Genomic DNA, 25,785 nt, shown 5'->3' with positions numbered 1-25,785 from the left:
AGGAGAGGAATAATTGTCTCTACTTCAGGCCGGCGATTCCCTCGGCCAGCCCCGCCAGCGGAAGCGTCACCCCCACGGCGTTGCCGCCCACAGGCGCGAACCCGATCCGGGCAGTCTTGGCCTGCTTTAACGCCGCAACGGTATTGTCATCCAGCAAGAAGGCGGCCCGGCAACCGGCCTGGAGGCAGGTATCCATCTTGCCCTTGAGCTGCGGCCCGTTCTCGATATCCACCCCGACCTCCTGCTGGATGGCGACGCCGAAAGGCAGAAACAGGATCAGCAACGGCTTTCTTTCCTTATCCTGACCGGCCATGCTGATATTGGCGGTGAGCAGACGCCCCTGCCTGGCCTGCTCCCCCTCCCCCACCTGGGAAGCAAGGGTCTGGTTCAAAAAACATTCCTGGGTCGGGACGGCGGCTTTTTTGTCCTTGGCCTTGGGGTCGGGGGCGGCGGCGGGGACGTTCTCGCAGATCAATGTCCAATCCCCGAACTTCTTGTTGGACGCCGGTTGTTGGGCGGACGGCGCGGCCCCCGCCTTCGGAGATTCTTTTTTGACCTGCGCCATCGCCGGTGCGTGATGCAACACAGTAACCATGAGCAGCATCGCCGTTGTGAGAACGCAGAAAGCAACTTTCTCGATTTTCATTTTTCTGTCCCTTTCATTCGGTCAAAGCATCTCGGCCATTTTCAGGAATTCCCGAATTTTGCCCGCGCTTTTTACGCCACGGGAGACCTCAACGCCGGATGAGACATCGACCGCCGTGGCGTCACAGGCGAGAACCGCTTTCTGAAGGTTGCCGACATTCAACCCGCCGGCCAGTATCCACGGCTTTTTCCACACATAGCCATGAATCAGTTGCCAGTCAAAGGCCAGGGCATTGCCGCCGGGCGTGGTTGAATGTTCCGGCGCCAGGGCGTCAAACAACAAAATATCGGCGACGGCCTCATAGGACTTCGCCGCCTCCACATCATCAGGGCAGGAAATGGCGATGGCCTTGATCACCGGCAGGCCGAATTTCTTCTTGACCTCAGCCACTCTTTCGGGAATCTCGCGTCCGTGAAGTTGCAACAAGTCGATAAACCCGCCTTTGACGATAGACCGCAACGTCTTATCGTCCGGGTTTACCACTAGACCGACCCTTTTGACATGCTTGGGCACGGCGGCGGCCAGTTCCTTGGCCTGTTCCAATGTCACAGCACGAAGCGACGGCGGATAGAAAACGAAGCCGACGTACTTGGCCCCGCCCTCGACGGCGGCGGCCACGGTTTCCGGCGTACTCAGCCCGCAAATTTTAACGTCGATAGCCATTAGGCAGAAGCCAATTCGGCGGCGATTTTTTCAGCCGCCTTTACAGGATCGACCGCCCCGGTTATCGGCCTCCCCACCACCAGATAATCGGCGCCGGCGTTTACCGCCTCAGCCGGCGTCATTATCCGCTTCTGATCGTCAGCGGACGCCCAAACCGGGCGGACGCCGGGGACCACCAGTTTGAAATCGGGGCCAAGGCGTTGCCTGAGCATTCCGGCCTCGAAAGCCGAGCACACTACCCCGTCCATGCCGCAGTCTTCGGCCAGCGACGCCAACCGCGCCGCCTGTTCGGATACGGCGCCGGCAACGCCCGTCGCCTTGAGGTCGTCGGCATCCAGCGATGTCAGCACGGTCACGGCCAGCATCAGGGGGCGGTCGTCTCCGGCCTCGGCGGCGGCATCGACCGCAGCCCTCATCATCGCCGCGCCGCCGGAGGCATGCACATTGAGCATAAAAGGTTTCAGCGCCAGCGCCGCCCGCACCGCGCCGGCTACCGTATTGGGGATGTCGTGAAACTTGAGATCGAGAAACACCGGGAGGCCGGCGGCGGAAACCCGTTCCACTCCCTGGGGACCGTTGGCGGTGAAGAACTCCTTGCCCAGCTTGACGCCGCCGACGACGCCCTTAAGACGACCGGCAAGCGCTGCGGCGCGCCCAACGTCCACGGTGTCGAGGGCGACAAAAACACGTCCGCCGGAACTGGTGACGGTCATGGGACCGCTAAGCCGCTTCGGCCTTGATGGGAGCGGAAAGAGCTTGATGATGAAAAACGTGGGTCTCGGCCTCAAGCCTCGCCAACTTGTCGCGAAGCTCCGCCGCCTCGCGTTCCGCCGCCTCGGCCCGATAAGACAGGGAGCGCGCCCGCGAGCGCACGGCGGCGCCGGAAATCCAGGCAATGAAGCCGCTCGCCAGAAAGCCGGCGACGGCGCCGCCCAGCACGGCGACGAACAGGGGCATCTCCACGACGAACGGAAGCGGCCACAACTCCAACGTCACGGTCGAGCGATTGGATACGGAAAAGGCGATGACGATAATCGCCAGCGGCGCCGTGACGATCCAGGAAAGCAGTCTTGTCATTGTTCCTTCCGGTGTTGACGGCAGGTTCAGGAGCCGGCGTTCAGCCTCTCGCGGAGCTTCTTCCCGGTTTTGAAGTAAGGAATGTTCTTGGCGATGACGCTCACCATAGCGCCGGTCCTGGGATTGCGTCCCGTGCGGGACCCGCGCTCCTTGACCAGGAACGCTCCAAAGCCGCGAAGTTCAACACGATTGCCGTCGGCAAGAGCGGTGATAATCTCCTCGAAAACAGTGGTGACTATGCGCTCTACATCCCGCCGATAGAGGTGAGGATTGGCCTCGGCGAGACGCACAATCAATTCCGACTTGGTCATGTCCGCATTCCGTCCGTTGAAATATTAGATCAACTGTCAGGGTGCCAAATAGATATCGGGCCGTCAAGGCCAAGTCGTTCAGAAAAAAGTATTTTTCCTATATTCGCGCCGAGAAGATCGCGCCAGACCTGCCCTTTGCGCACGATGTCTACATTCCTGAGCGGCAGGGAATCGGAGATTTTATGAGTTTCATTCAGCCAGCGTCGCGCTTCAAACTCACCGCCGATGGCGTCGATAAGGCCGTTTTCCTTTGCCTGACGACCGGTGAAAACACGCCCGTCGGCCATCTTCATCACTTGGTCATGGTTCATTTTGCGGCGGTCAACAACCATATCAACGAACATATTGAAAAGGTCCATGACCACGTTTCTGGCGGCTTCGCGGGCCTCTTCGCTGAAAGGCTCCAGAGGATTGGGTTGAGCCTTTAACGGGTGGCTCTTGACGTTTTCAGGCTTGATGCCGAGCTTGTCCAAAAGTCCGGTCATGTCCGCCGACTGCATGAGGACGCCGATAGAGCCGGTGACGGTCCCTTCCCGCGCAATGATGTGATCGGCGGCCAGCGCCGTCATGTAACCGGCGGAGGTGGCGGTGCTTCCCATCAGGGCGACCACAGGCTTCCTGCCGGCGATTTTCCGGATATTGTGAAAGAGGTCCTCGCCGCCGACAACGGTGCCGCCGGGACTGTTGATGTAGACAACCAGGGCCTTGGCATTGCCGTCATCGGCAAGTTTATCAAGCGCCCTGTCCCGGTCATAGTCTTCGAGAATAATGCCGCTGACATCAAGGCGGGCGACATGATCGTCGCCGCCTATTTTGCCGCCGATATCGCCGATATCGCCGATGCGTCCCGCCGCGACGACCGCCGCAATGACCGCCGCGACCACGGCGGATAACCGCCAGAAAGTCAACTTGCGCTTGAGACGGCGCCTGTCGACAATGTTATCGGCATCCAACAGCATATTTCCTCAGTATATAAAGATCAGGCCCCCCAGGGCAACCGACTGAATATCTCCTTAGTAAGGGAGGGTCCGTTCACAACGGACTTTCCTATCTGTCATGCGCGGGCTTGACCCGCGTATCCACGTCTACTCTATCCTGAAAACAAGACGTGGATGGCCGTGACAAGCACGGCCATGACGGCAAAATAGGATCAAGCCCCTTCATTAGATTACCCTGTCAGGCCTCCTCACCGGCTTCGGCGGCGGCTTTTTTCGTCGATGCCTTCTTGGCGGCGGTTTTTTTCGCCGCCGGCTTCTTGGCCGGTTTAGCATCGTCCTTATCGGCGGCTTTCTTTTCCTTAAGGGCGGCGCCCAGGATATCGCCCAGGCTGGCGCCGGAATCCGACGACCCGTAGTCGGCCATCGCCTTCTTTTCCTCTTCGGTCTCACGGGCCTTAATGGACAGGGTCAGGCGGCGGGTATTGTGATCCACCTGAGTTATCTTGGCGTCGATCTTTTCGCCGGCGGCGAAACGTTCCGGCCTTTGCTCGCTGCGCTCACGCGCCAGATCGCCCTTGCGTATAAATCCGGCAACCGAGTCATTGACCAGCACCTCGATGCCGCCGTCAGTGACGGCGGTGACGGTGCAGGTGACGACGGCGCCCTTCTTGAGATTGACGCCGTCATTCGCAAAGGGATCATCGGCAAGCTGTTTGATGCCGAGGCTGATCCGTTCTTTGGCGACGTCAATATCAAGCACCTTGGCCTTGACCATGTCGCCCTTCTTGTAATCGGCCAGGGCTTCCTCGCCGGGCTTGGACCATGACAGGTCGGAAAGATGAGCCATGCCGTCGATATCGCCGGTAAGCCCGATGAACAGGCCGAATTCGGTGATGTTCTTGACCTCGCCTTCGACTTCGGAGCCGACGACGCAGGATTGGGCGTACGCCTCCCAGGGATTAGAGGAGCACTGTTTCAGGCCGAGGCTGATGCGTCGCTTCTCCGGATCGGTGTCGAGCACCATGACCTCGACTTCCTGACTGGTCGAAACGATTTTACCGGGGTGAATGTTTTTCTTGGTCCAGCTCATTTCCGAGACATGCACCAGCCCCTCAACGCCCGGCTCCAACTCGACGAAGGCGCCGTAATCGGTGATGTTGGTGACTCGCCCGGTAAACTTGGAAGACGCCGGGTACTTGGTCTTGATTCCCTCCCAGGGGTCGACTTCGAGCTGTTTCATGCCCAGTGAAATGCGCTGAGTCTCGGCATTGAAGCGGATCACCTGCACCTTGACGGTCTCGCCGATCTGCAACGCTTCAGAGGGGTGATTGATGCGACGCCACGCCATGTCGGTTACATGCAGCAAGCCGTCAACGCCGCCGAGATCGATAAAGGCGCCGTAGTCGGTGATGTTCTTGACCACGCCTTCCAGGACTTGGCCTTCCTTGAGGTTGGCGATCAATTCGGAGCGTTCCTCGGCGCGGGTTTCTTCCAGCACGGCGCGCCTGGAAACAACGATGTTGTTGCGGGCGCGATCCATCTTGAGAATCTGGAACGGCTGGGGCGTCCCCATCAAAGGTCCGATGTCGCGCACCGGCCGGATATCCACCTGACTGCCGGGCAGGAAGGCGACGGCGCCGGCGAGATCGACGATAAAACCGCCCTTGACCCGGCCGAAAATGACGCCGTTGACGCGCACGGCTCCGGTGAAAGCTTTTTCCATCTCCGTCCACGCTTCCTCGCGGCGCGCCTTCTCGCGGCTGAGGCGGACCATGCCGTCCTTGTCTTCATAACGCTCGACAAAAACATCGATTGTATCGCCGGGTTCGATCACGGTTTCTTTTCCGGGGGTGGCGAATTCCTTCAGGGATATGCGCCCTTCGGACTTCAAGCCGACATCAATCAACACCGCGTCGCCGTCGATCTTGATCACGCGGCCGGTGACAACGCGGCCCTCAAAGCCCTTGGCGCCCATTGATTCTTCGAGGAGTTCGGCAAAATTCTCGCCGGTCGGGGGAACGTTGGTATCGGCGGCATCGGTAGCATGTGTCATGTTTGCAGGAGCCATCTCTTCAGGTTTCCTTATTTCTATCAAAATATACAGGCCGACCGGTTGATTCCGGCGGTCTTGGCTTAGGTTTCAATCCGCCCCGGACGGCGCGTGGCCGTTACCCGGACAGGTTCAGCGATTCGACGTACTCAAGAGCCGCAGCATACGCCGCGTCGGCGTCAAGTTTGCTGGTATCAAGCACGAAAGCATCCTCGGCCGGCTCCAGCGGAGAGGCCGCACGCCCCGAATCCTGAGCATCCCTCTCCTTCATATCGTGCAGAACGCGGGCATATATAGCTTCTAGTCCGCGTCCTAGCAACTCTTTAAGACGACGTTCTGCGCGCACCTCAACGGAAGCGGTGACGAACAGTTTGACTTCGGCGCTTGGACAAACGGTAGTGCCGATGTCGCGTCCGTCAAGCACCGCGCCTTTTGCGCCGCCCGGCGGACGTTCGGCAAAGGAACGCTGAAAGTCCAAAAGAGCCGCCCTGACTTCGGGGATGGTGGCGACGGCGGAAGCGGCGACGGCGGCGACGTCGCTTCTTAAATCGGGGCTGTTCAGATCGGCGGGCGCCAACGCCCTGGCGGCTTCCTCCGCTGTTTTTACGCAGCGGGGGTCGCCGCCGGCGCGCACCACCTTGAGGCCGCAGGCGCGGTACAACAGGCCGGTCTCAAGTTGAGCCAGTCCGAAATGCTCGGCCAAACGCTTGGCCAGTGTCCCTTTGCCGGCCGCCGCCGGCCCGTCGATAGCGATGATCATGATTATCCTACCTGATGTCCGCGCCGAGGCCGTTCATTATATCGGCGAATCCCGGAAAGCTGGTTTCTATCGCCGAAGCGTCATCAACGGCGACAGGCCTTTCACTTACCATGCCCAGCACCAGAAAAGCCATGGCGATGCGATGGTCCAGGTTGGCCGCAATCATGGCCCCGCCTTGCGGGGGCTTTCCTGAGCCTTGAACCGCCAGCCAATCTTCGCCGGTTTTCACTTCTACGCCGCAAGCGCCGAGGCCTTGCGCCATGGCTTCGATCCGGTCGCTTTCCTTTACCCGAAGCTCGCCGATGCCGAGCATGCGCGTTTCGCCTTCAGCGCAGGCCGCTATCGCCGCCAAAATCGGATATTCGTCGATCATCCAGGGAGCGCGATGCGCCGGGACCACGACGCCGTTCAACTGCCTGCTGTATCTTGCCTCAATATCCGCCACGTCTTCGCCGGCTTGTTTTCTAAAGTTGGCGACTACGATATCCGCCCCCATTTCAAGCAGGGTATCAACCAGCGCCTTGCGCCGGGGGTTGAAGCCGACGTTGCGAATGATGATTTTAGAACCCTCGACCAATATCGCCGCCGCCAAAGGAAAAGCCGCCGACGAAATATCGCCGGGAACCGTCACTTCACGGCCTGTCAGTTCTGATTCGCCTTTAACCGTAACGGCGCGTGCGCCGCCGGGCAGGTCTTGAACCGTAACCTCGGCGCCGAAGTGATGAAGCATTAACTCCGTATGGTCGCGGGTGGGACGCCGTTCAATCACCGTCGTTTGCCCCGGAGTGTTAAGTCCGGCCAGCAATATCGCCGACTTCACCTGGGCGGACGCCACCGGCAGTTCGTACTCGATGGGAAGCGGGCTGTCACAGCCCTTGACGGTCAGCGGCAACCGTCCGCCGGGGCCGGCCTCGAAGGCGGCGCCCATAAGCCTGAGCGGCGCCATCACCCTCTCCATGGGGCGCTTGCTCAACGAGGCGTCGCCGTGAAGAGAGGCGGCAAAAGGGTGGGCCGCCAGAATTCCCATCAACAGTCTGGCCGAGGTGCCGGAGTTGCCCATATCCAGCGCCGACGCCGGCGCCGTCAGTCCGCCGACGCCGCGCCCGAGTATGCGCCACGAGCCGTCCGCCTCGCGATTGACGGCGGCGCCGAGGGAACTCACGGCCCGGGCGGTGCGCAACACGTCTTCGCTTTCAAGCAGCCCCTTAACGATGGTTTCTCCGATCGCCATTGAGCCGATCATCAGGGCGCGGTGCGATATTGACTTGTCGCCGGGAACAATTATGTTCCCGGTCAACGCTCGACAGCGGTGAGAAACCAACGGCGTCATTTCTTGTCCCTTTTGTTTTGACCGGGAGTCTCTACCACGAATATCCGGCGCGGCGGTAGGGTTGACTTGATCAATATAATGAAGGTTTTTTCGCCTCCCCGTTTATTTGCTTTTGACAGAACCCTTCAGCGTTGCTATTGGCAACGTAATCGCTAAAACAGAAACAACAACAGTCGGAGTTTTTCGGGTGGTAAAACCGGAGTGGGGAAAAAAACGGGTTTGCGCGCACTGCGCCACGCGCTTCTATGATTTGAAACGTAATCCTGCCGAGTGTCCGAAATGCGGCACGCCGGCAAAAGAAGAAAAAACACCAAAGCCACGGCGAATCGCCCGCCCCGCAGAAACCGTCATTCCACCGGAATTGGCGGCGATTCCCATCAAAAAGATATTTGACGACGTCGATGATGTCTTGGACATAAGCGTTGACCCGGAAGATGAAGATTCACCCGAGCTGGAAGCCGTGGAAGGCGGTGAGGAGGACGACGGCGTGATCGAGGACGCTTCCGATATCGGCAATCACGACGACGATATGTCCGAAGTCAAAGAACACGTTGACGAAGGCACTGTGGACGAAAGCCGATAACCATCACACTGTTTTCCGCTTGCCTTTAGGGTCAGTTCGTCAGTATTCCTTCCGCCGGCGCCGAAAGCATCGGCGGTCGGAACATTCGGAAATGGGGCCGTAGCTCAGTTGGGAGAGCGCTTGAATGGCATTCAAGAGGTCAGGGGTTCGATTCCCCTCGGCTCCACCATCACAAAAAAAGACAAGTTGGAACGGTAGAGCGCCTTCTATATGCTCTCGTTGCAAATGAGCGATCTCACTGTTTTCCCCCATATCCTGGCCGGTTTGAACATGACCACGGCGATCCTGTTGGCGACCGGCTATGTGTTCATTCGCCGAGGCGACAGGCTTTCCCACAAAAAATGCATGCTGGCCGCAATCAGCGTCGCCGTGGTTTTCATGGCCGTCTATATCTACTACCACGCCAATGCCGGGTTGGCGAAGTTCGGCGGCGAAGGAGCAATCCGCACCGTTTATTTCTCCATCCTCGTCGCCCATGTATCCATCGCCGTCGCCATTCCGGTTCTGGCCCCGTGGACGGCCTTCAGGGCGCTCAAAGGCCGGTTTGACAAGCACCGCAAAATGGCCCGCTGGACCTTGCCGTTGTGGCTTTATGTTTCGGCTTCCGGCGTTATCGTTTATGTAATGTCGGTTCACCTGTTTCCCGCTCCGGGCATAGCGATGTGATGACAAATAACTCTGATTTTTATTCCGGGTTCGCCGATGTCGCCGCCGGCGATGCCGCCGGGAGCCAACTCAGAGGGTGGGCGGCGCTGGCGACAGCCTCCCTGGCGACAGCAGGCATCTTCGCGCTGCTGCTGGCGCTGTCGAGGATTCCCGGCGTTGAAGGCGTGTTTCCGTGGCCGCTGGACTTCTTCCACAAGGGGCTGGTGATCCATGTGGTGTTTTCATTCGTGGTGTGGTTCCTGTCGGTCTTCGGCGGACTGCTTCATCTGGCCGCTCTCAAGATATCCGGCGGCGCCCCGCGATCGGATAATCTCGGTAAGGCGGCGGTCGCCGGAACCGCGCTGTCATGCGTCCTGTTGTTCGTTCCCGCTTTCCTTGATCGCGGCGAGGCTTCGCTCAATAACTATGTGCCTGTGATCATTAATCCCCTCTACTACGCCGGCGTTGCGGCGCTGGCGATAAGCATCGGGCTGGCGGCGCTGCGGCTGCTGGTCAACCTTGCCGGACGGGCCGGTCCCCTGGAGCCGGTTTGTTTCGGCATCGTTTGCGCCGCCGTGATTTATCTTGCGGCATTGGCCTGCGGAGCTTTTGCTCTGGGGAGTCTGTGGGGGACCGAAGCCTCTCACGCCTTTAACGAGGACCTGTTCTGGGGCGGCGGCCATCTGTTGCAGTTCGTCAATGTGTCGTTGTTGCTGACAGCGTGGTACATGCTCGGACGCCTGAGCATCGGCAATGTTATCGGCGACGGAGCGTACCGGGCGTCGTTGATGTTGCTGGCGCCGGCGGCGCCGGCGGCGATAATGCTCTATTTTATCTTTGAGGCCTTCTCGGCGGAGCAGACGATAGCCTTCACCAATCTTCAGTACGCGCTGGCACCGCCGACGCTGCTGGCCGCCGTCGCCGGGCTTTTCGGGACGCTCGGCATACGCAGGAAAGGCCGGGCGTTCCCATGGAAAGAGCCGGCCTTTCTGGCGCTGGTTCTGTCGCCCCTGGTATTCGGCGCCGGCGGCATGCTCGGCCTGTTCGTTGACGGCGCCGACACCCGCACTCCGGCCCACTACCACGGCGTCATCGCCGGCATTAATCTGGCCTTCATGGGGCTGTTTTACGCCTTGTTCCTGCCCCTGCTGGGGCGAACGGTGAAGCGGGGCAAGGCGCTGTCGGCCCAATTCTATCTGTTCGGCGGCGGACAGTTTTTCGCCTGTATCGGCTTGTTCCTGGCCGGAGGCTACGGCGCGCCGCGCAAGACCGCCGGCGCCGCGCAGGGACTTGAAGCCTTCTGGGCCGTCGTCGGCATGTATATGAACGGCGTCGGAGCGTTGGTCGCGGTGATCGGCGGCGTCATGTTTATCTGGACGGTGGCAGCCGCCCTTCTACGAAAACCCGCGCCATAAAAGTTTCGGCATGATATGTGTAAAATCGACGAGGCAAATGGGGGGATGAAATGCGGCAAGACGAAGAACAACCGGTAACCGCCGGGGACGTCGTCTTATTGAAGTCTCCCGAGGATGTGGCCGCCTTCGCCCGCGTCAGGGACTACGCCGTCCTGCTCAAGCCCAGAGTAATGTCGCTGGTGGTGTTCAGCGGAGTCGCCGGCCTGTACATGGCGCCGGGCAAACTGGATTTATGGACCGCGCTCAATGCGATCCTCTACATCGCCATCGGCGCCGGTGGTTCCGGGGCCGTTAACATGTGGTATGACCGCGACATTGATCTGGAAATGTCGCGCACCAAGAACCGCCCTGTTCCCGCCGGGCGCATGGCGCCGAGTCATGCGCTGTGGGTGGGGACGGTTTTGTCGGTGCTGTCGGTGGCGGCGATGACGATGCTGGTAAACAAGGCGGCGGCGGCGCTGCTGGCGTTGACCATCGTCTATTACGTCTTCATCTACACCATGTGGCTGAAACGGCGCACCCCCCAGAACATCGTTATCGGCGGCGCTTCCGGAGCCTTTCCGCCGATGATCGGCTGGGCGGCGGTGACCGGAAGCGTAGACATCGGCTCAATAGCCTTGTTCGCCATTATATTCATTTGGACGCCGCCCCATTTTTGGGCGCTGGCGCTGTACCGGTGCAGCGACTACGCCAAGGCCGGAGTGCCGATGCTGCCGGTAGTGTCCGGGGTGCGGGCCACCAAAAAGCAAATCCTGGCTTATAGCGTGTTGCTGGTTCCGGTGACGCTGATGCCCGTGTATCTAGGCATGGCGGGAATTTTTTATGGCGCGGCGGCGCTGGCGCTCGACGGATGGCTGCTGCGTCACGCGCTGCGCGTCTGGGGCGATGAGTCCGAAATCCAGGAAGCGACCGCCAAGCCGATGTTCCTGTATTCCATCCTTTACCTGTTTCTGATCTTTGTTTTCATGATGGCCGACAAGGCGTTTTTCCAATCAATATGAACTCTAATTCCCACTACCGACAGCTTGTCGCCCGTTTCCAACGCCTGATGACGCTCGGCGACGCAGAGGCGATGCTGCAATGGGACTGGGCGGCGATGATGCCGAGCGGCTCGGCGGAAGCCAGAAGCGAACAACTTGCGGTGATGAAGGCCATCGGTCACGGCCTCCTGGTCTCCCCGGAGATTGAGGAACTGCTGGAGGCCGCAGAGAGCGACGGCGGACTCGACATTCGGCAGACTGCCAACCTGCGTAGAATGAAGCACATGTGGCTTCATGAGTCTGCTCTGACCGAGGATATGGTGACGGCGCTGTCAAAGGCGTCCTCGAAATGCGAGACGGCATGGCGCACGGCCCGGCCCGAAAGCAATTTCGCCGCCGTCAGGCCCGGCCTGGAAGCCCTGCTGGATCTGGTGCGCGAGGCCGCCGCCGCCAAGGCCGAAAGACTCGGTCTCAGTCCTTATGACGCGCTGCTCGACAAATACGATCCGTCGGCCGGATCGGATGATATCGACGCCGAGTTTTCCGATCTGGAGGCCTTCCTGCCCGATTTTCTGAAAGAAGTTCTTCTGCGGCAGGCGCAGAGGCCCGCCGCGATTGTTCCTCGGGGGCCGTTCCCGGTGAACCGGCAGCGGCGCTTGAGCATGCGCCTGATGACGGCGCTGGGGTTCGACTTCACCCATGGTCGCCTGGATGTCAGCCTGCATCCCTTTTGCGGCGGCTCCCCCGATGACGTGCGCATCACCACCCGTTACGACAAGAATGATTTTACCTCTTCAATCATGGGCGTTCTGCACGAGACCGGCCATGCCCTTTACGAGATGGGCCTGCCGAAAGAATGGCGCGGTCAGCCGGCGGGACGGGCGTCGGGCATGTCCATTCATGAGAGCCAGTCGCTGTTGATCGAGATGCAGGTTTGCCGCAGCCGCGACTTCCTGTCCTTCGCCGCGCCGTTGTTCGCCGAGGCATTCGACGGCGAAGGCCCGGCCTGGGAAGCGGATAACCTGTTCAATCTCTATACCAAAGTCGAGCCGGGGTTCATCCGCGTCGTTGCCGACGAAGTCACCTATCCGTCCCACGTCATTCTTCGCTATCGACTCGAAAAGGCGATGATCGCCGGCGATCTCCGGGTCGCCGATCTGCCGGCGGCATGGAACGACGGCATGAAGCGTATGTTGGGTTTGACCCCGCCCAACGACCGGGAAGGCTGTCTTCAGGATATCCACTGGTTCGGCGGCGACTGGGGCTATTTCCCCACTTACACCCTGGGGGCGATGGCGGCGGCGCAACTCTTTGAAGCGGCCAGGAATTCAAACGAGGGAATCGTCGAAGGCATTCGCCGGGGCGACTTTGTCCCCCTGCTGGCGTGGCTGCGCGAAAACGTCCACGGCAAAGGCTCGCTGCTTACGTCCCATGACCTGATGACCGAGGCGACAGGCCGACCGCTCAACCCGGACGCCTTCAAGAGGCACTTGCGGCAGCGATACTTGGCGTGAGACAAAACAACTTACATGAAAAAAATGCCCGTGAAATACGTCTCTACCCGCAGCAAGGCGCCGGCCCTTCCCTTTGACGACGTGTTGCTGGCCGGTCTGGCCCGTGACGGCGGTCTTTATGTCCCCGATGCCTGGCCTCAATTTTCCGCCGACGACATCCGCGCCCTTAAAGGTTTGCCCTACGCCGAGCAGGCGACGCGGGTGATGGAGCCGTTCCTCGGCGGCTGCATCGACAGCGATGATTTCGCCGCCATGACCGCCGACGCTTACCGGGGCTTTTCCCATCCCGATGTGGCTCCCCTCAAACAACTGGATGAAACCGGCGACTTGTGGCTGATGGAATTGTTCCATGGACCGACGTTGGCCTTCAAGGATTACGCCCTGCAATTGGTCGGACGCCTGTTCGATCATGTGCTGAAAAATCGCGGCGAGCGTCTGACCATTATCGGCGCCACCTCGGGCGACACCGGCTCGGCGGCCATTGAGGCCTGCCGGGACCGTGACGCCCTTGAGGTCTTCATCCTTCATCCCAGGGGCCGGGTGTCCGAGGTGCAGCGTCGCCAGATGACCACGGTGGCCTCTCCCAACATTCACAACATCGCCGTCGAAGGCTCCTTCGATAACTGTCAGAACATGGTGAAAGCCATGTTCAACGATCAGGCCTTCCGCGACCGCTGCCGCCTCGGCGCCGTCAATTCGATCAACTGGGCGAGAATCATGGCCCAGATATCCTATTACTTCATTGCCGGGGTAAAGCTGGGCGCTCCCGACAGGCCGGTTTCCTTTGCTGTTCCCACCGGCAATTTCGGCAATGTCTTCGCCGGGTACGCCGCAAGCAGGATGGGGCTTTCGGTGAAGCGTCTTGTGATCGGCTCCAACCGTAACGATATCCTGTACAGGTTTCTGAAAACCGGCATCATGGAAACCGGCGCCGTGCATTCGACCATCAGTCCCAGCATGGATATCCAGATATCCAGCAATTTCGAGCGCCTGCTGTTCGACCTGTTGGGGCGGGACGGAAGCCGGGTAACGGAAGTCATGGATAAATTCAGCAAAACCGGCTCTTTCGGATTGGAGCGGGCGACCCTCGATGAAGCCCTTTCGCTGTTTGACGGCGAGCGTTTCGATGACGAGGAGACCAAGGCGATGATTAGAACTATTTACCGGGAAACCGGGGAATTGCTTGATCCTCACACGGCGGTCGGCGTCGCCGCCGGTCGCGCCGCCATAGGCAAAGGCGCCGGGGGGCCGATGATTGCTCTGGCCACCGCCCATCCCGCCAAATTTCCCGACGCCGTGGAGGAAGCCACGAGGGTCCGCCCCAAGCTGCCGCCTCATCTGGCCGACCTGCTGGAACGCACGGAGCGCCTGCATACTTTACCCAACGACCTGAACGCGGTGCGGGACTATATCTCGGACAGCCTGCGATGACCGTCCGCGTTTCAACCCTTGCCAACGGCCTCCGCGTAGTCAGCGATCCCATGGACTCCGTCGAGACAACGTCTGTCGGCATCTGGATCGAAGGCGGCTCCCGCTACGAGACCCTTGAAAACAACGGCGTTTCCCATCTGCTTGAACATATGGCCTTCAAGGGCACCAAAAGGCGCAACGCCAGGGAAATCGCCGAGGAAATCGAGTCCGTCGGCGGCCATATCAATGCCTACACCTCACGCGAGAACACTTCTTTTTACGCAAAAGTCCTCAAGGAAGATATGGCGTTGGCGGTCGATATCATCGCCGACATCATCCGGAATCCTCTCATGGACGAGGAAGAACTGACCAATGAGCGCGCCGTTATCATCCAGGAAATCAATCAGGCCGACGACACCCCTGATGACATCATCTTTGACCACTTTCAGAAGACCGCCTTTCCTGACCAGCCCGTAGGCCGGCCGGTCCTGGGGTCGTTGGAAGTGGTGAGCAACATACCGCGCCAAGACATCATCGACTATTTGAACGTCCACTACACGGCGCCGGGGATGGTCCTGGCGGCCTCGGGACGGGTCGATCATGATCGGCTGGTTGAACTGGCGGAAACCCACTTGTCGGAACTGCCGGACGGCGTCCCCTGCCCTCCCGGCAAACTCAGCTACGCAGGCGGCGACTACCGCGAGGAGCGTGATCTGGAACAGGCGCATGTGGTTATCGGCTTTAACGGCGTGGGGTTCAAAGACCCCGACTTCTACCCTGCTTCGGTGCTGTCAACGCTGTTCGGCGGCGGCATGTCGTCGCGTCTGTTCCAGGAAATCCGCGAGAAGCGCGGTCTGGTCTACAGCATCTACTCATTCCTGTCGTGCTATGCCGACGGCGGCGTCCTCGGCGTCTACGCCGGCGCCGGCGAGAAAGAGATGATCCGGGTAGTCCCCCTGATCTGCGAGGAAGCCCGGAAAATCTGTTGCGACGTCACCGACAAGGAAGTGGTCCGCGCCCGCGCCCAGATCAAGTCCGGCATCCTTATGTCCCTGGAAAGCACATCATCGCGCTGCGAACAGCTTGCCCGTCAGATGATGGTTTTCAAACGACCTCTTGCCATTGATGAAATTATCGCCGGCGTCGAAGCGGTGCAGGCGTCCGACATCAAACGGGTGGCGGAACGCCTGATCTCGTCCACGCCGACGCTCACCGCGCTCGGCCGGATCGCGCACATCGAAAGCTACGCCGGCGTAGCGGAGCGATTAAAGTAGGGAATTATGGGGAGGTCTTGATGGACAAAAAAGAAGACGAAGCGCCCAAGGGCGGCAAGAAGAAAATGATCATCATCATCGTCGCCGCCCTGATCGTTCTGGCAGCCGGCGGCGGCGGGGCTTATTTCTTTATGTTCGCCGGCCACGGCGATGAAAAAGATCAGGGATCGACGCTGGCGGTCATTGATTTGCCGGAACCGCCTGTTCTCCACGAAATGGGACAAATAATCGTCGATCTGAAGACCGACAAGTGTACTTCGCCGTTCATCAAGCTGAAACCGATGATCGAGATATCAGCTTCCTACATACCGCAGTTCAAGGAGAAAGAGGCGAAAATCATCGACGCCCTTCAGGTCTTCCTGCGTTCATTGACGCGCTCCGAAGTGGTCGGCAAGGAAGGAGTCGACAGGCTGCGCGGCGGATTTGCCGAAGTCATCGACCGCGAGCTGGCCCCGGCCAAGATACGAGCCGTCATGTTCAAGGAATTTATTTTACAATAGGGCCGACTCCGCCCTTGATGCGGGAGGCCAGGGAGGCGGCCATGAAGGGGTCCAGATCGCCGTCGAGCACTCCTTGCGTATTGGAAGTCTCGACATTGGTGCGCAAATCCTTGACCATCTGGTAGGGTTGCAGGACGTAGGAGCGTATCTGATGGCCCCAGCCGATATCGGTCTTGGCGTCATGCTGGGCCTGGGCCTCGTCCTCGCGTATCTTCAACTCGCGTTCATAGAGGCGCGCCCTCAGCATGGCCATGGCGGCGGCCCGGTTCTTGTGCTGGGAGCGGTCGGTCTGGCACTGGACGACGATGCCGGTGGGCAGGTGGGTCATGCGCACGGCGCTGTCGGTCTTGTTGACATGCTGGCCGCCGGCGCCGGATGACCGGTAGGTATCGATCCGCAAATCTTTGTCGTTCACCTCGATCTCGATATTGTCGTCGATCACCGGATAGACCCATATCGAGGAGAAGCTGGTATGGCGCCGGGCGCTTGAATCATAGGGCGATATCCGCACCAGCCGATGGACGCCGCTTTCGGTCTTGAGCCAACCGTAGGCGTTGTTTCCCTTGATCTTGAGGGTGGTCGATTTGATGCCGGCGCTCTCGCCGGCGCTTTCCTCGATCCACTCCACCTTGTAGCCGCGCCGCTCGGCCCAGCGCACATACATGCGCTGCAACATCTCGGCCCAGTCCTGGGCCTCGGTGCCGCCGGCGCCGGCATGGACCTCCAGATAACAGTCGTTGGCGTCGGCCTCTCCCGACAACAAGGATTCCAGCTCCGCCTCGGCGGCGGCGGCATGCGCCGCCGTCAGCGCCGTCTCGGCCTCGGCGATTACGCCGGCGTCGCCTTCCGCTTCGCCCATCTCCAGCAGTTCGATATTATCGGCGAGTTCGCGCTCAAGGGAGCGGATGGAGCTGATGCCGCTGATGAGCATGGTGCGTTCGCGCATAATCTCCTGCGCTTTGGCCGGACTGTTCCACAAGTCGGGATTTTCGGCCTCGGCGTTTAATTCATCCAGGCGCCGCACCGCGTTGTCGTAGTCAAAGATGCCTCCTCAACAGTTCCAGCGACTGTTTGATGTCTTGAACCAATGATTCTATCTCGGCGCGCATGGGCGGAAGACTCCCTGAAAGTAAGCAACAATGATCTTTTATCCGGGATGCGGGACCGGGGCAATGATCATAATACCAATGGCCGTAAAGAATGACTCTGAAAAATTCTCCCCCTTTTTAAGGGGGAGTTAGAGGGGGTATGAAGAGGGAATTATCAGCCTGTGTGTTTTGACACAGAGGCACAGAGGCACAAAGAAGATCAAGTAAAGTTTATTCTTGCTTTCTCTTTTTCTCTCTACCCTCCTCTGTGTCTCTGAGCCTCTGTATTTCATAAAACAGTGCTTATTCCGATCAACGCGCCGGGTGTTAGGGGATATCGGCAGCAACCTCCCCCCCCCCCCTAATCAACCGCATGTTCCGCGTTCAGTAACAAATCGCCGAACAATTTTACCAGATTCTGGTCCAATCCATCCTTCATTTCCGACATGATCTCCAGGGCTTTTTCCGGAGGAAACGGCGGCTTGTAGGCGCGGCGGTCGTTAAGCGCTCCGTAGATATCGACGATGGAGGCCATACGCGCCAGATCGTTCAATTCCTTGCCCTTCAGGCCATAGGGATAGCCGCTGCCGTCCAGTTTTTCATGGTGTTGAAGGGCGATGATGGTGATCCCCTTGCCGATGTCGGGCGACCTGTCAAAGACGGCCTTGGAATGGAGAACATGATCCCGCATCAACGGCCACTCCTCGGCGGTCAGCTTGGCCGGTTTGTTGAGAATCTCAATCGGCACCAGGGACTTGCCGATGTCGTGGGCCAGCCCTCCGACGGCCAATGTCTTGAGGTCGTCTCCCCGGATGCCCATGGCGTGGCCGAGCATGGAAAGGTGGATGGAAACGCGCATGCTGTGGACATAGGTGTAATCGTCATGATCGCGCAAACCGTTCAGGATGCCGCCGAACCGGTTGGAGCTGACGGCCTCGATCAACGGCCCGCTGCTTTCCTCGATTTGCGAAAGGGGCAAGGGCTGGCCGTTGCGGACGACGTGAAAACTGTTCCTGAAGACGCTGACGGTTTCCCGGAGAACGGCGGCTTGAATCGGCGGAAGACTGTCCCAGCCTTTCTCAACCGAGCTGTTGGCCATGCGCGAAACGGTTTCAAGAAATATGCTCTTGCGCAGCGGCCATGTGTGGAAAGCGTCAGGCTTCGCCTGTTTTGCTTCCTCGTGATCTTCCGGGCGCTGGGAATGGGTGACGATAAGGGCCGGGATATGATTTAATTTTTCAGTTTCATGTATTTTCTTGAGAAAAGCGACTCCTCCCACAGGCTGCAATTTTGTGTCGATGATGATGGCGGACGGGGGACTTGACAGCATCCTCTCCAACGCTCCGTCGGCGGTATCGAAGGCCGAAACCAGATAAAACGGAGAGAGCGCCCCGAAAGCGTCATTCCTGAAGATGTCGTTGCCGCTGAAAACGGAAACCTTGATAACCCGGCCTGAGGCCGGGTCGGTTTGCGGCGTACTGTTTTGCATAATGAACCCCGGACGTCGGAGGACTATAGCACGATACATTCAACATAGTATTATTATAATATGCTCCGGCCGGTGACCGCTCCAAGCCAACTTGCATGGCGTAAAATGGTATGCTAGACAACAGTCGCCTTTCGGGCGGGGGCGTTCAGTTTCTTCGGAAGCTTGTCGGTTCCTGTAGTTTTTTTGGAAATCGGAGTTTTTTCAGGTGTCATCCGGGATTTCAGGCGCGACCGGACTCGCTGGCCGCTATGTCACGGCTCTGTTCGAGTTGGCGCAAGAGCACAAGCAACTCGACCGGATAGCCGAAGACCTTAAAAATCTGGGAAAGATGATTCGCGAAAGCGATGACCTTTACCGCGTAATCCGTTCACCGATGTTGACTAGAACCGAGCAGGGGAAAGCCATGGAAGGCCTCCTGAAAAAGGCCGGCATGTGCGATCTGACCGAACGCTTCGTCGGCGCGGTTGTTCATAATCGTCGCCTGTTCGCCTTGCCGTCGATGATTCACGTTTTCATGAATATGCTGGCGAAACATCGCGGCGAGACCACCGTCGAGGTGACCTCAGCCGTCAAATTGAGCGCCGAACAATTAAACGATATAACCGCTTCCCTGCAAAAAGCGGTGGGCGGCAAGGTAGTCGTTGAAGCCGACGTCGATTCCGGTCTGCTCGGCGGCTTGATCGTCAAGGTCGGCTCGCGCATGGTCGATAGTTCGCTCAACACCAAACTGCAACAGTTACGGCTTGCTATGATAGGGGTTAGGTAATGGAAATACGGGCCGCCGAAATCTCCGCAATTCTAAAAGAACAGATCGAAAATTTTGGAACCGAGACCGATGTCGCCGAGGTAGGCAAGGTATTGTCGGTCGGCGACGGCATCGCCCGCGCCTTCGGGCTGGATAATATCCAGGCCGGCGAAATGGTTGTGTTTCCCGGCGGCATCAAAGGAATGGCGCTGAACCTGGAAGCCGACAACGTCGGCATCGTCATCTTCGGCAATGACCGCACCATCAAGGAAGGCGATACCGTCAAACGCACCGGCGACATCGTTGACGTGCCGATAGGCAAAGAGCTGCTGGGCCGCGTCGTTGACGGCCTGGGCGAGCCGATTGACGGCAAAGGTCCGATCAAGGCCGCAGCGCGGGCGCGCGTCGAGATCAAGGCGCCGGGCATCATTCAGCGCAAGTCGGTGCATGAGCCTGTGCAGACCGGCATCAAGGCCATCGACAGCCTGATCCCCATCGGACGCGGTCAACGCGAGTTGATCATCGGCGACCGCCAGACCGGCAAGACGGCAGTCATCATCGACACCATCATCAATCAGAAAAAAATCAACGAGACCGGCGACGAATCCCAGAAATTATATTGCATCTACGTCGCCATCGGACAAAAACGCTCGACGGTGGCGCAACTGGTCAAGACCCTGGAAGATAACGGCGCGATGGAGTATTCAATCGTCGTCGCCTCCACCGCTTCCGAGCCGGCGCCGTTGCAGTTCCTGGCGCCGTACACCGGCTGCACCATGGGCGAGTACTTCCGCGACAACGGCATGCACGCGGTGATCTTCTACGACGATCTTTCCAAACATGCCGTAGCCTATCGCCAAATGTCGTTGTTGCTGCGCCGCCCGCCCGGACGCGAAGCCTATCCCGGCGATGTCTTCTACCTGCATTCACGCCTCCTTGAACGCGCCGCCAAAATGAGCGATGCCGCCGGCGCCGGCTCGCTGACGGCGCTGCCCGTCATTGAGACCCAGGCCGGGGACGTTTCGGCTTATATCCCGACCAACGTCATCTCGATCACCGACGGCCAGATATTCCTGGAGACCGAGTTGTTCTACAAGGGCATCCGCCCGGCGGTGAACGTCGGCCTGTCGGTGAGCCGCGTCGGCTCCGCCGCCCAGGTCAAGGCGATGAAGCAGGTGGCCGGCAAGATCAAGCTGGAACTGGCTCAGTACCGCGAGATGGCGGCTTTTGCCCAGTTTTCATCGGACCTCGATCAGTCAACGCAGAAACTGCTTGCCCGTGGCGAGCGGCTGACCGAACTCCTCAAGCAACCGCAGTATTCTCCGCTGTCCATAGAGGAACAGGTAGTCAGCATTTTCTCCGGCGTCAGAGGGTATCTCGACGGCATCGCCATCAAGGACGTAACCCGTTTTGAAGACGCCCTGCTTGATGAAGTGCGTGTCAACGGCGCCGACATCCTTGCCTCCATCCGCACGGAGAAGGCGTTGTCGAAAGAGACCGAAGCCAAGCTCGCCAAGTTGATTGAAAACTTCCTCAAGACGTTCAGCTAAAGTCAGGGGCCGACCGGAATAACGCCTAATGCCGAATCTCAAAAATCTCAAGATACGGATTAAAAGCGTCAAATCGACGCAGAAAATTACGGCGGCCATGAAGATGGTGGCCGCCGCCAAGCTGCGCCGCGCCCACGAGAACGCCGAGGCGTCGCGCCCCTATGCCTCGCGCATGGAACGCATGATCGGCTCGCTGGCGAAAGCGTCAGCCGGCAACGAAGGGGCGCCGCCGATGTTGGCCGGAACCGGCTATGATCAAACCCATTTGATTGTGCCGTTCACCGCTGATCGCGGCCTTTGCGGCAGTTTCAACGGCTCGATCATCCGCGAAACGCGGAAAATGGCCAACGAACTCAGGGGGCAGGGCAAAACGGTCAAGCTGTTTTGCGTCGGCCGCAAAGGGCGCGAGGCGCTGAAACGCGAGTTCGGGGACAACATCATCGAACATGTCCAGGGCATCGGTCGCCGATCAGTGACCTATGGAGAGGCCGCCGAATTAGGCGAAAAGATCGCCATCTTGTTCGAGTCCTGCCAGTTTGATGTATGCACTTTTATCTTCAATCGTTTTAAGTCGGCGATGACCCAGGTGCTTACCCGCCAGCAGATTATTCCGTTTATCGCTTCCCCCGGCCAGGATGACGAGGAAGATGACGACGACAGATTCAGGGCGTCCTTTATCTTCGAGCCTGAGGAAGCTGACATTTTGGCCGAGTTGCTGCCGCGCAACATCGGCGTCCAGATGTTCCAGGCGCTGGTGGAGAGCGCCGCCTCGGAACACGGCGCCAGGATGACCGCTATGGACAGCGCGACACGCAACGCCGGCGAAATGATCGACAGCCTGACGCTTATCTACAACCGGACCCGTCAGGCATTTATTACCAAGGAGTTGATCGAGATCATCTCCGGCGCGGAAGCACTTTGAATTAATTATGTTTTTAACGCTGAAAGGCGACAGGAGCGTCAGCGATGACTAAAAAGAACACAGGCATAGTTACCCAGGTCATGGGCGCCGTCGTCGACGTCGCCTTCCATGATGACCTGCCGGAAATCCTCAATGCGCTGCATTGCAAAAACCAGGGCAAACTTTTGGTCCTGGAGGTGGCGCAGCACCTCGGCGAGAAGTCGGTCAGGACCATCGCCATGGACTCGACCGAGGGACTTCAGCGCGGCGAAGAAGTCACCGACACCGGCGGACCGATCACCGTGCCGGTCGGCCCCGAGACCTTGGGGCGCATCATGAATGTTATCGGCGACCCCATTGATGAACGCGGCCCGATCAAGACCAAGACAAGAGCGCCGATTCACGCCGAGGCTCCTAATTTTGTCGATCAATCCACCGAATCGGAAATTCTGGTCACCGGCATCAAGGTCGTCGATCTGGTCTCTCCTTACGCCAAGGGCGGCAAGATCGGACTGTTCGGCGGCGCCGGCGTCGGCAAAACCGTCATCATCATGGAACTGATCAATAATATCGCCAAGGCTCACGGCGGTTACTCGGTGTTCGCCGGCGTCGGCGAACGCACCCGCGAGGGCAACGATCTCTACCACGAGATGATCGAGTCCGGCGTTATCGACCTGAAAGGCGACAAATCCAAGGCGGCGCTGGTCTACGGCCAGATGAACGAGCCGCCGGGAGCGCGCGCCCGCGTCGGCCTGACCGGCCTCACCCTGGCTGAATACTTCCGCGACCAGGAAGGACAGGACGTGCTGCTGTTCATCGACAACATATTCCGCTTCACCCAGGCCGGCTCCGAGGTTTCGGCGCTGTTGGGCCGCATCCCCTCGGCGGTAGGCTACCAGCCGACGCTGGCCACCGACATGGGCAATCTTCAGGAACGCATCACCTCGACCAAGAAAGGGTCGATCACCTCGGTGCAGGCTATCTATGTGCCTGCCGACGATCTTACCGACCCGGCGCCCGCCACATCGTTCGCCCACCTGGACGCCACTACCGTGCTGTCGCGCCAGATCGCCGAGTTGGGCATCTATCCGGCCGTCGATCCCCTTGATTCGACCTCGCGCATGCTGGACCCCAGAGTCATCGGCGAAGAGCATTACAATGTGGCGACAAAAGTCCAGATGATCCTGCAAACGTACAAATCCCTACAGGACATCATCGCCATTCTCGGCATGGACGAACTTTCCGAAGACGACAAGCTGACCGTCTCCCGCGCCCGCAAGATTCAGCGCTTCATGTCCCAGCCCTTCTTCGTCGCCGAAGTGTTCACCGGCAGTCCGGGCGTGCTGGTGTCTCTCGAAGACAATATCAAGGGCTTCAAGAGCATCATCGACGGCGAATACGATCACCTGCCCGAGGCCGCTTTCTACATGGTGGGCACCATCAGCGATGTCGTGGAAAAGGCCAAGAAAATGGCGGCGGAGGCGGCGTAAATGGGCGAAACGGTGGAATTCGAACTGGTGACGCCGGAAAGGCTCATGCTTGCCGAGGATGTCGATATGGTCGTCATCCCCGGCAGCGAGGGCGACTTCGGCGTCCTGCCCGAACATTCGCCGATGATTTCCACCGTCCGCCCCGGCGTCGTCAATATTTACAGGAAAGGCGCAATAATCCGGCGCGTCTTCGTCTCCGGCGGCTTCACCGAGGTCGGCCCGGAGCGTTGCACCCTGCTTGCCGAAAAGGCGATGGATATCGGCGACATTAACCGCGACAGCGTCAATGCCGATCTGGCGGACGCCCAGGCTCGCCTGCGATCCGCCCAGCCGGGAGGCGCTACGGCCAAATCCATAGAAAGAAAAATCCGCATCGCCGAAGCCATGCTGGCGGCGGCGGCAAGCGTAAACAAGACCGGGCATTAGGGGTAATTGCAATTATCGGCCTATGTGTTTTGACCACAGAGGCGCAGAGGCGCAGAGAAGATCAAGCGAAGTTTTCTTCCTGCTTTTTCTTTTTCTCTACCCTCCTCTGTGTCTCTGAGCCTCTGTGGTCCATAAAACAGTGCTTATTTCAGTCAACGCGCCGGGTGTTAACAGGCTGATTTTATTTCACGCACTTTGAGGATGAGGGTCACTACCGATTTTTAAGGCTCTTGACCCCGACGAGAGATTGACCCGACGGGAGATAACCCGTGGGTTGCCGTGGGTTATCCGCGCCGGCCTTGCGTCGCAGGTCATGGAAACCCTTACTATCGGGCCGTTCCTCGTCGCCTATGCTTTGACCCTTGACGCCGGCAATGTCGTCATCGGGTTTTTGGCCGCCATTCCGTTCCTGACCCAGTTTTTACAGCTACCCGCCGTGATCCTTATCGAGAAGGTTCGCAAGAGACGGCTGATTTCTTTTGTTTTTGCCGCGTTAAGCCGGCCGATGGTGCTGGTAATGGCGCTTGCCGCGTTCATGCCGGAACCGTTCTGGGCGCTGACGTTTCTGATCATCGGGCTGACATTCCGCTATAGCCTGGGCGCCGTGGTCGCCTGCGGATGGAACTCGTGGATGCGCGACATCATTCCCGAAAAACGCATGGGCCGCTTTTTCGCCCAACGGCAAAAGCTGATGACCATATTGGGGGTGGTTATCAGCTTACTGGGCGCATTGCTGATCGATAATTGGGGCGAATGGCAGCCGGAAGGACGCCTGATCGCCTATCCCGTCCTTCTGGTGATTGCTTTTTTCGCAGGCGTCTACAGCACCTACTGCCTGCGGAAAATTCCCGAACCGCCGATGTCGGAGGCGGCGGCCATTAACCTTTATGATCGCCTGACCCTGCCGTTCAGAGACCGCAACTTCCGGCGGCTGATCATGTTTCTGGCGCCGTGGAACTTCGCGGTCAATCTGGCGGCGCCGTTCTTCACCGTCTACTTGTTCGAGCGTCTTGACTTAAGCCTTACGACCGTCACCCTGCTGATGATAATCAGTCAGACCGCCAATGTGCTGATGATTCGGCGTTGGGGGGTGATTGCCGACCTGTTTTCCAACAAATCCGTACTCCGGGTGTGCGCGCCGCTGTTTATCATTTGTATCTTCGCCTGGACGTTTACGGCGTTTCCCGAGAAGCACGCTTTGACCATCCCGTTACTGGTCGTCGTTCACATCTTCACCGGCATCGCCACGGCGGGAGTGACGCTGTCCACCTCCACCATTTCGCTGAAGCTGGCGCCGGCGGGCGAGGCCGCGTCCTATATGGCGGTGACGAGCCTTATCAATTCGTCGGCGGCCGGCATCGCGCCCATTATCGGCGGCCTGACCATCGACTTCTTCAACAATCAGGCGCTTTTCATGCTTCTCCAATGGTCGGGCGGAGAGGCGGGACCGGTCGCCGAAATCCTGAACCTCAGGCAATGGGATTTCTTTTTCATGTTTGCGACGTTGATCGGCGTCTATTCAATCCGCCGCCTTGCCTTGGTTGAAGAGGCCGGCGAGGTCGAGAAACGCATCGTCATCGACGAGCTTATTATTTCGATGCGCCAGAGCGTGAAAAACCTTTCCAGCATCGCCGGATTAAGGATGTTGACGGAATTTCCTCTAATCATGTTAAGGCGTCGGCGGCGCAGGCGCCTGAAATAATCCGGTGTTTTGATTCATTCGGGCGCATCATGATTGATTAAACCTTATCCTAAATTTTTTAATGTCATGCGCGGACTTGGTCCGGATAAACTGGAAACATTCTAATATACCAAATTTTAATCTACATGTGATGCAGGTCACTTTACTTTTGATGATTCCATCGTACAATAACCCTACAATTAATGTGTCTAAACGCAAGCGTGTGAAAGGCAGGTCGCCGTGACTTCATTCGAGTTCAGAGATGCTTCGGTCATGACCGGCGGCGCAGTCGTCGTGCGTTTCCTTTTTGTCCCCCCCC

The 25,785-nt window shown here is 58.8% G+C and carries 23 protein-coding genes, 1 tRNA gene and 2 pseudogenes; 15 read left to right on the top strand and 11 right to left on the bottom strand.

Annotation, left to right across the window (positions count from 1 at the left end; all coding sequences use genetic code 11):
• Window positions 1-19 precede the first annotated feature (19 nt).
• The 9 genes and pseudogenes from A3H92_05420 to A3H92_05380 form a co-directional block, all read right to left on the bottom strand.
• A complete protein-coding gene (locus A3H92_05420) occupies window positions 20-565 on the bottom strand; it encodes a hypothetical protein (protein OHC73795.1) in 546 nt (181 codons plus the stop codon).
• A 102-nt stretch (window positions 566-667) separates the two neighbouring features.
• A complete protein-coding gene (locus tag A3H92_05415) occupies window positions 668-1,309 on the bottom strand; it encodes an N-(5'-phosphoribosyl)anthranilate isomerase (protein OHC73794.1) in 642 nt (213 codons plus the stop codon).
• Complete coding sequence (locus A3H92_05410; protein OHC73793.1) at window positions 1,309-2,022, bottom strand: orotidine 5'-phosphate decarboxylase; 714 nt, start codon at window positions 2,020-2,022, stop codon at window positions 1,309-1,311. Before A3H92_05410 ends, A3H92_05415 begins: the two co-directional genes overlap by 1 nt.
• Before the next feature lie 7 nt (window positions 2,023-2,029).
• Window positions 2,030-2,386, bottom strand: coding sequence for a hypothetical protein (locus tag A3H92_05405; GenBank protein OHC73792.1), 357 nt, complete (start codon window positions 2,384-2,386; stop codon window positions 2,030-2,032).
• 26 nt (window positions 2,387-2,412) lie between these two features.
• Window positions 2,413-2,697 carry an integration host factor subunit beta gene (locus tag A3H92_05400; GenBank protein OHC73791.1) on the bottom strand — a complete coding sequence of 95 codons (285 nt, stop codon included), beginning with the start codon at window positions 2,695-2,697 and terminating at the stop codon, window positions 2,413-2,415.
• Window positions 2,698-2,726: 29 nt separating this feature from the next.
• Window positions 2,727-3,656, bottom strand: coding sequence for a hypothetical protein (locus A3H92_05395; protein ID OHC73790.1), 930 nt, complete (start codon window positions 3,654-3,656; stop codon window positions 2,727-2,729).
• A gap of 313 nt (window positions 3,657-3,969) precedes the next feature.
• Window positions 3,970-5,688: pseudogene (locus tag A3H92_05390) on the bottom strand (30S ribosomal protein S1).
• 115 nt (window positions 5,689-5,803) lie between these two features.
• The gene (locus tag A3H92_05385) at window positions 5,804-6,445 is read right to left on the bottom strand and encodes a cytidylate kinase (GenBank protein ID OHC73789.1); all 642 of its coding nucleotides are present in this window, start codon (window positions 6,443-6,445) and stop codon (window positions 5,804-5,806) included.
• Window positions 6,446-6,452: 7 nt separating this feature from the next.
• Window positions 6,453-7,775: a 3-phosphoshikimate 1-carboxyvinyltransferase gene (locus A3H92_05380; GenBank protein OHC73788.1), complete on the bottom strand. Its 1,323-nt coding sequence runs from the start codon at window positions 7,773-7,775 to the stop codon at window positions 6,453-6,455.
• Window positions 7,776-7,962: 187 nt separating this feature from the next.
• On the opposite strand from A3H92_05380, the gene A3H92_05375 reads away from it, so the two are divergent.
• The 9 genes from A3H92_05375 (at window position 7,963) to A3H92_05335 (ending at window position 16,096) form a co-directional block, all read left to right on the top strand.
• On the top strand, window positions 7,963-8,358 hold the full coding sequence (locus A3H92_05375) for a TIGR02300 family protein (protein OHC73787.1): 396 nt from the start codon (window positions 7,963-7,965) through the stop codon (window positions 8,356-8,358).
• Window positions 8,359-8,451: 93 nt separating this feature from the next.
• A tRNA-Ala gene (locus tag A3H92_05370) sits at window positions 8,452-8,527 on the top strand.
• A gap of 56 nt (window positions 8,528-8,583) precedes the next feature.
• The gene (locus A3H92_05365; GenBank protein OHC73786.1) at window positions 8,584-9,024 is read left to right on the top strand and encodes a hypothetical protein; all 441 of its coding nucleotides are present in this window, start codon (window positions 8,584-8,586) and stop codon (window positions 9,022-9,024) included.
• Complete coding sequence (locus A3H92_05360; protein ID OHC73785.1) at window positions 9,024-10,418, top strand: hypothetical protein; 1,395 nt, start codon at window positions 9,024-9,026, stop codon at window positions 10,416-10,418. The genes A3H92_05365 and A3H92_05360 overlap by 1 nt, the downstream gene beginning before the upstream one ends.
• Before the next feature lie 98 nt (window positions 10,419-10,516).
• Window positions 10,517-11,419: a protoheme IX farnesyltransferase gene (locus A3H92_05355; protein ID OHC73819.1), complete on the top strand. Its 903-nt coding sequence runs from the start codon at window positions 10,517-10,519 to the stop codon at window positions 11,417-11,419.
• Complete coding sequence (locus A3H92_05350; protein ID OHC73784.1) at window positions 11,416-12,912, top strand: peptidase M32; 1,497 nt, start codon at window positions 11,416-11,418, stop codon at window positions 12,910-12,912. The genes A3H92_05355 and A3H92_05350 overlap by 4 nt, the downstream gene beginning before the upstream one ends.
• A gap of 30 nt (window positions 12,913-12,942) precedes the next feature.
• Window positions 12,943-14,343 (top strand): threonine synthase, encoded by a 1,401-nt coding sequence (locus A3H92_05345; GenBank protein ID OHC73818.1) that lies wholly within the window; start codon window positions 12,943-12,945, stop codon window positions 14,341-14,343.
• The gene (locus A3H92_05340; protein OHC73783.1) at window positions 14,340-15,596 is read left to right on the top strand and encodes a peptidase M16; all 1,257 of its coding nucleotides are present in this window, start codon (window positions 14,340-14,342) and stop codon (window positions 15,594-15,596) included. The genes A3H92_05345 and A3H92_05340 overlap by 4 nt, the downstream gene beginning before the upstream one ends.
• A 20-nt stretch (window positions 15,597-15,616) precedes the next feature.
• On the top strand, window positions 15,617-16,096 hold the full coding sequence (locus tag A3H92_05335) for a hypothetical protein (GenBank protein ID OHC73782.1): 480 nt from the start codon (window positions 15,617-15,619) through the stop codon (window positions 16,094-16,096).
• On the opposite strand, the pseudogene A3H92_05330 reads toward A3H92_05335, so the two are convergent.
• Window positions 16,083-17,205, bottom strand: a pseudogene (locus A3H92_05330) (peptide chain release factor 2). The gene A3H92_05335 and the pseudogene A3H92_05330 sit on opposite strands and share 14 nt — an antisense overlap.
• A 340-nt stretch (window positions 17,206-17,545) precedes the next feature.
• Window positions 17,546-18,673, bottom strand: a complete 1,128-nt coding sequence (locus A3H92_05325; GenBank protein OHC73781.1) for a hypothetical protein — start codon at window positions 18,671-18,673, stop codon at window positions 17,546-17,548.
• A 205-nt stretch (window positions 18,674-18,878) separates the two neighbouring features.
• Here A3H92_05325 and A3H92_05320 point away from each other — a divergent pair, with 205 nt between their 5' ends.
• The 6 genes from A3H92_05320 to A3H92_05295 all read left to right on the top strand — a co-directional run bounded on the left by A3H92_05320 (window position 18,879) and on the right by A3H92_05295 (window position 25,487).
• Complete coding sequence (locus A3H92_05320) at window positions 18,879-19,439, top strand: ATP synthase F1 subunit delta (GenBank protein ID OHC73780.1); 561 nt, start codon at window positions 18,879-18,881, stop codon at window positions 19,437-19,439.
• Complete coding sequence (locus A3H92_05315; protein OHC73779.1) at window positions 19,439-20,968, top strand: F0F1 ATP synthase subunit alpha; 1,530 nt, start codon at window positions 19,439-19,441, stop codon at window positions 20,966-20,968. Before A3H92_05320 ends, A3H92_05315 begins: the two co-directional genes overlap by 1 nt.
• Window positions 20,969-20,996: 28 nt before the next feature.
• Window positions 20,997-21,890 carry a F0F1 ATP synthase subunit gamma gene (locus A3H92_05310; GenBank protein OHC73778.1) on the top strand — a complete coding sequence of 298 codons (894 nt, stop codon included), beginning with the start codon at window positions 20,997-20,999 and terminating at the stop codon, window positions 21,888-21,890.
• Between the two features lie 44 nt (window positions 21,891-21,934).
• Window positions 21,935-23,359 (top strand): F0F1 ATP synthase subunit beta, encoded by a 1,425-nt coding sequence (locus tag A3H92_05305; GenBank protein OHC73777.1) that lies wholly within the window; start codon window positions 21,935-21,937, stop codon window positions 23,357-23,359.
• Entirely contained in the window at window positions 23,360-23,785 is a 426-nt protein-coding gene (locus tag A3H92_05300) for an ATP synthase F1 subunit epsilon (protein OHC73776.1), read from the top strand. It begins immediately after the preceding gene.
• A gap of 217 nt (window positions 23,786-24,002) precedes the next feature.
• Window positions 24,003-25,487 carry a hypothetical protein gene (locus A3H92_05295; protein ID OHC73775.1) on the top strand — a complete coding sequence of 495 codons (1,485 nt, stop codon included), beginning with the start codon at window positions 24,003-24,005 and terminating at the stop codon, window positions 25,485-25,487.
• Window positions 25,488-25,785: the final 298 nt, after the last annotated feature.

The sequence above is a fragment of the Rhodospirillales bacterium RIFCSPLOWO2_02_FULL_58_16 genome, from assembly GCA_001830425.1.
Classification (GTDB): domain Bacteria; phylum Pseudomonadota; class Alphaproteobacteria; order Rhodospirillales; family 2-02-FULL-58-16; genus 2-02-FULL-58-16.
The sequence above is the reverse complement of the archived record's forward strand: the minus strand, read 5'-3'. Positions and strand labels throughout refer to the sequence as shown.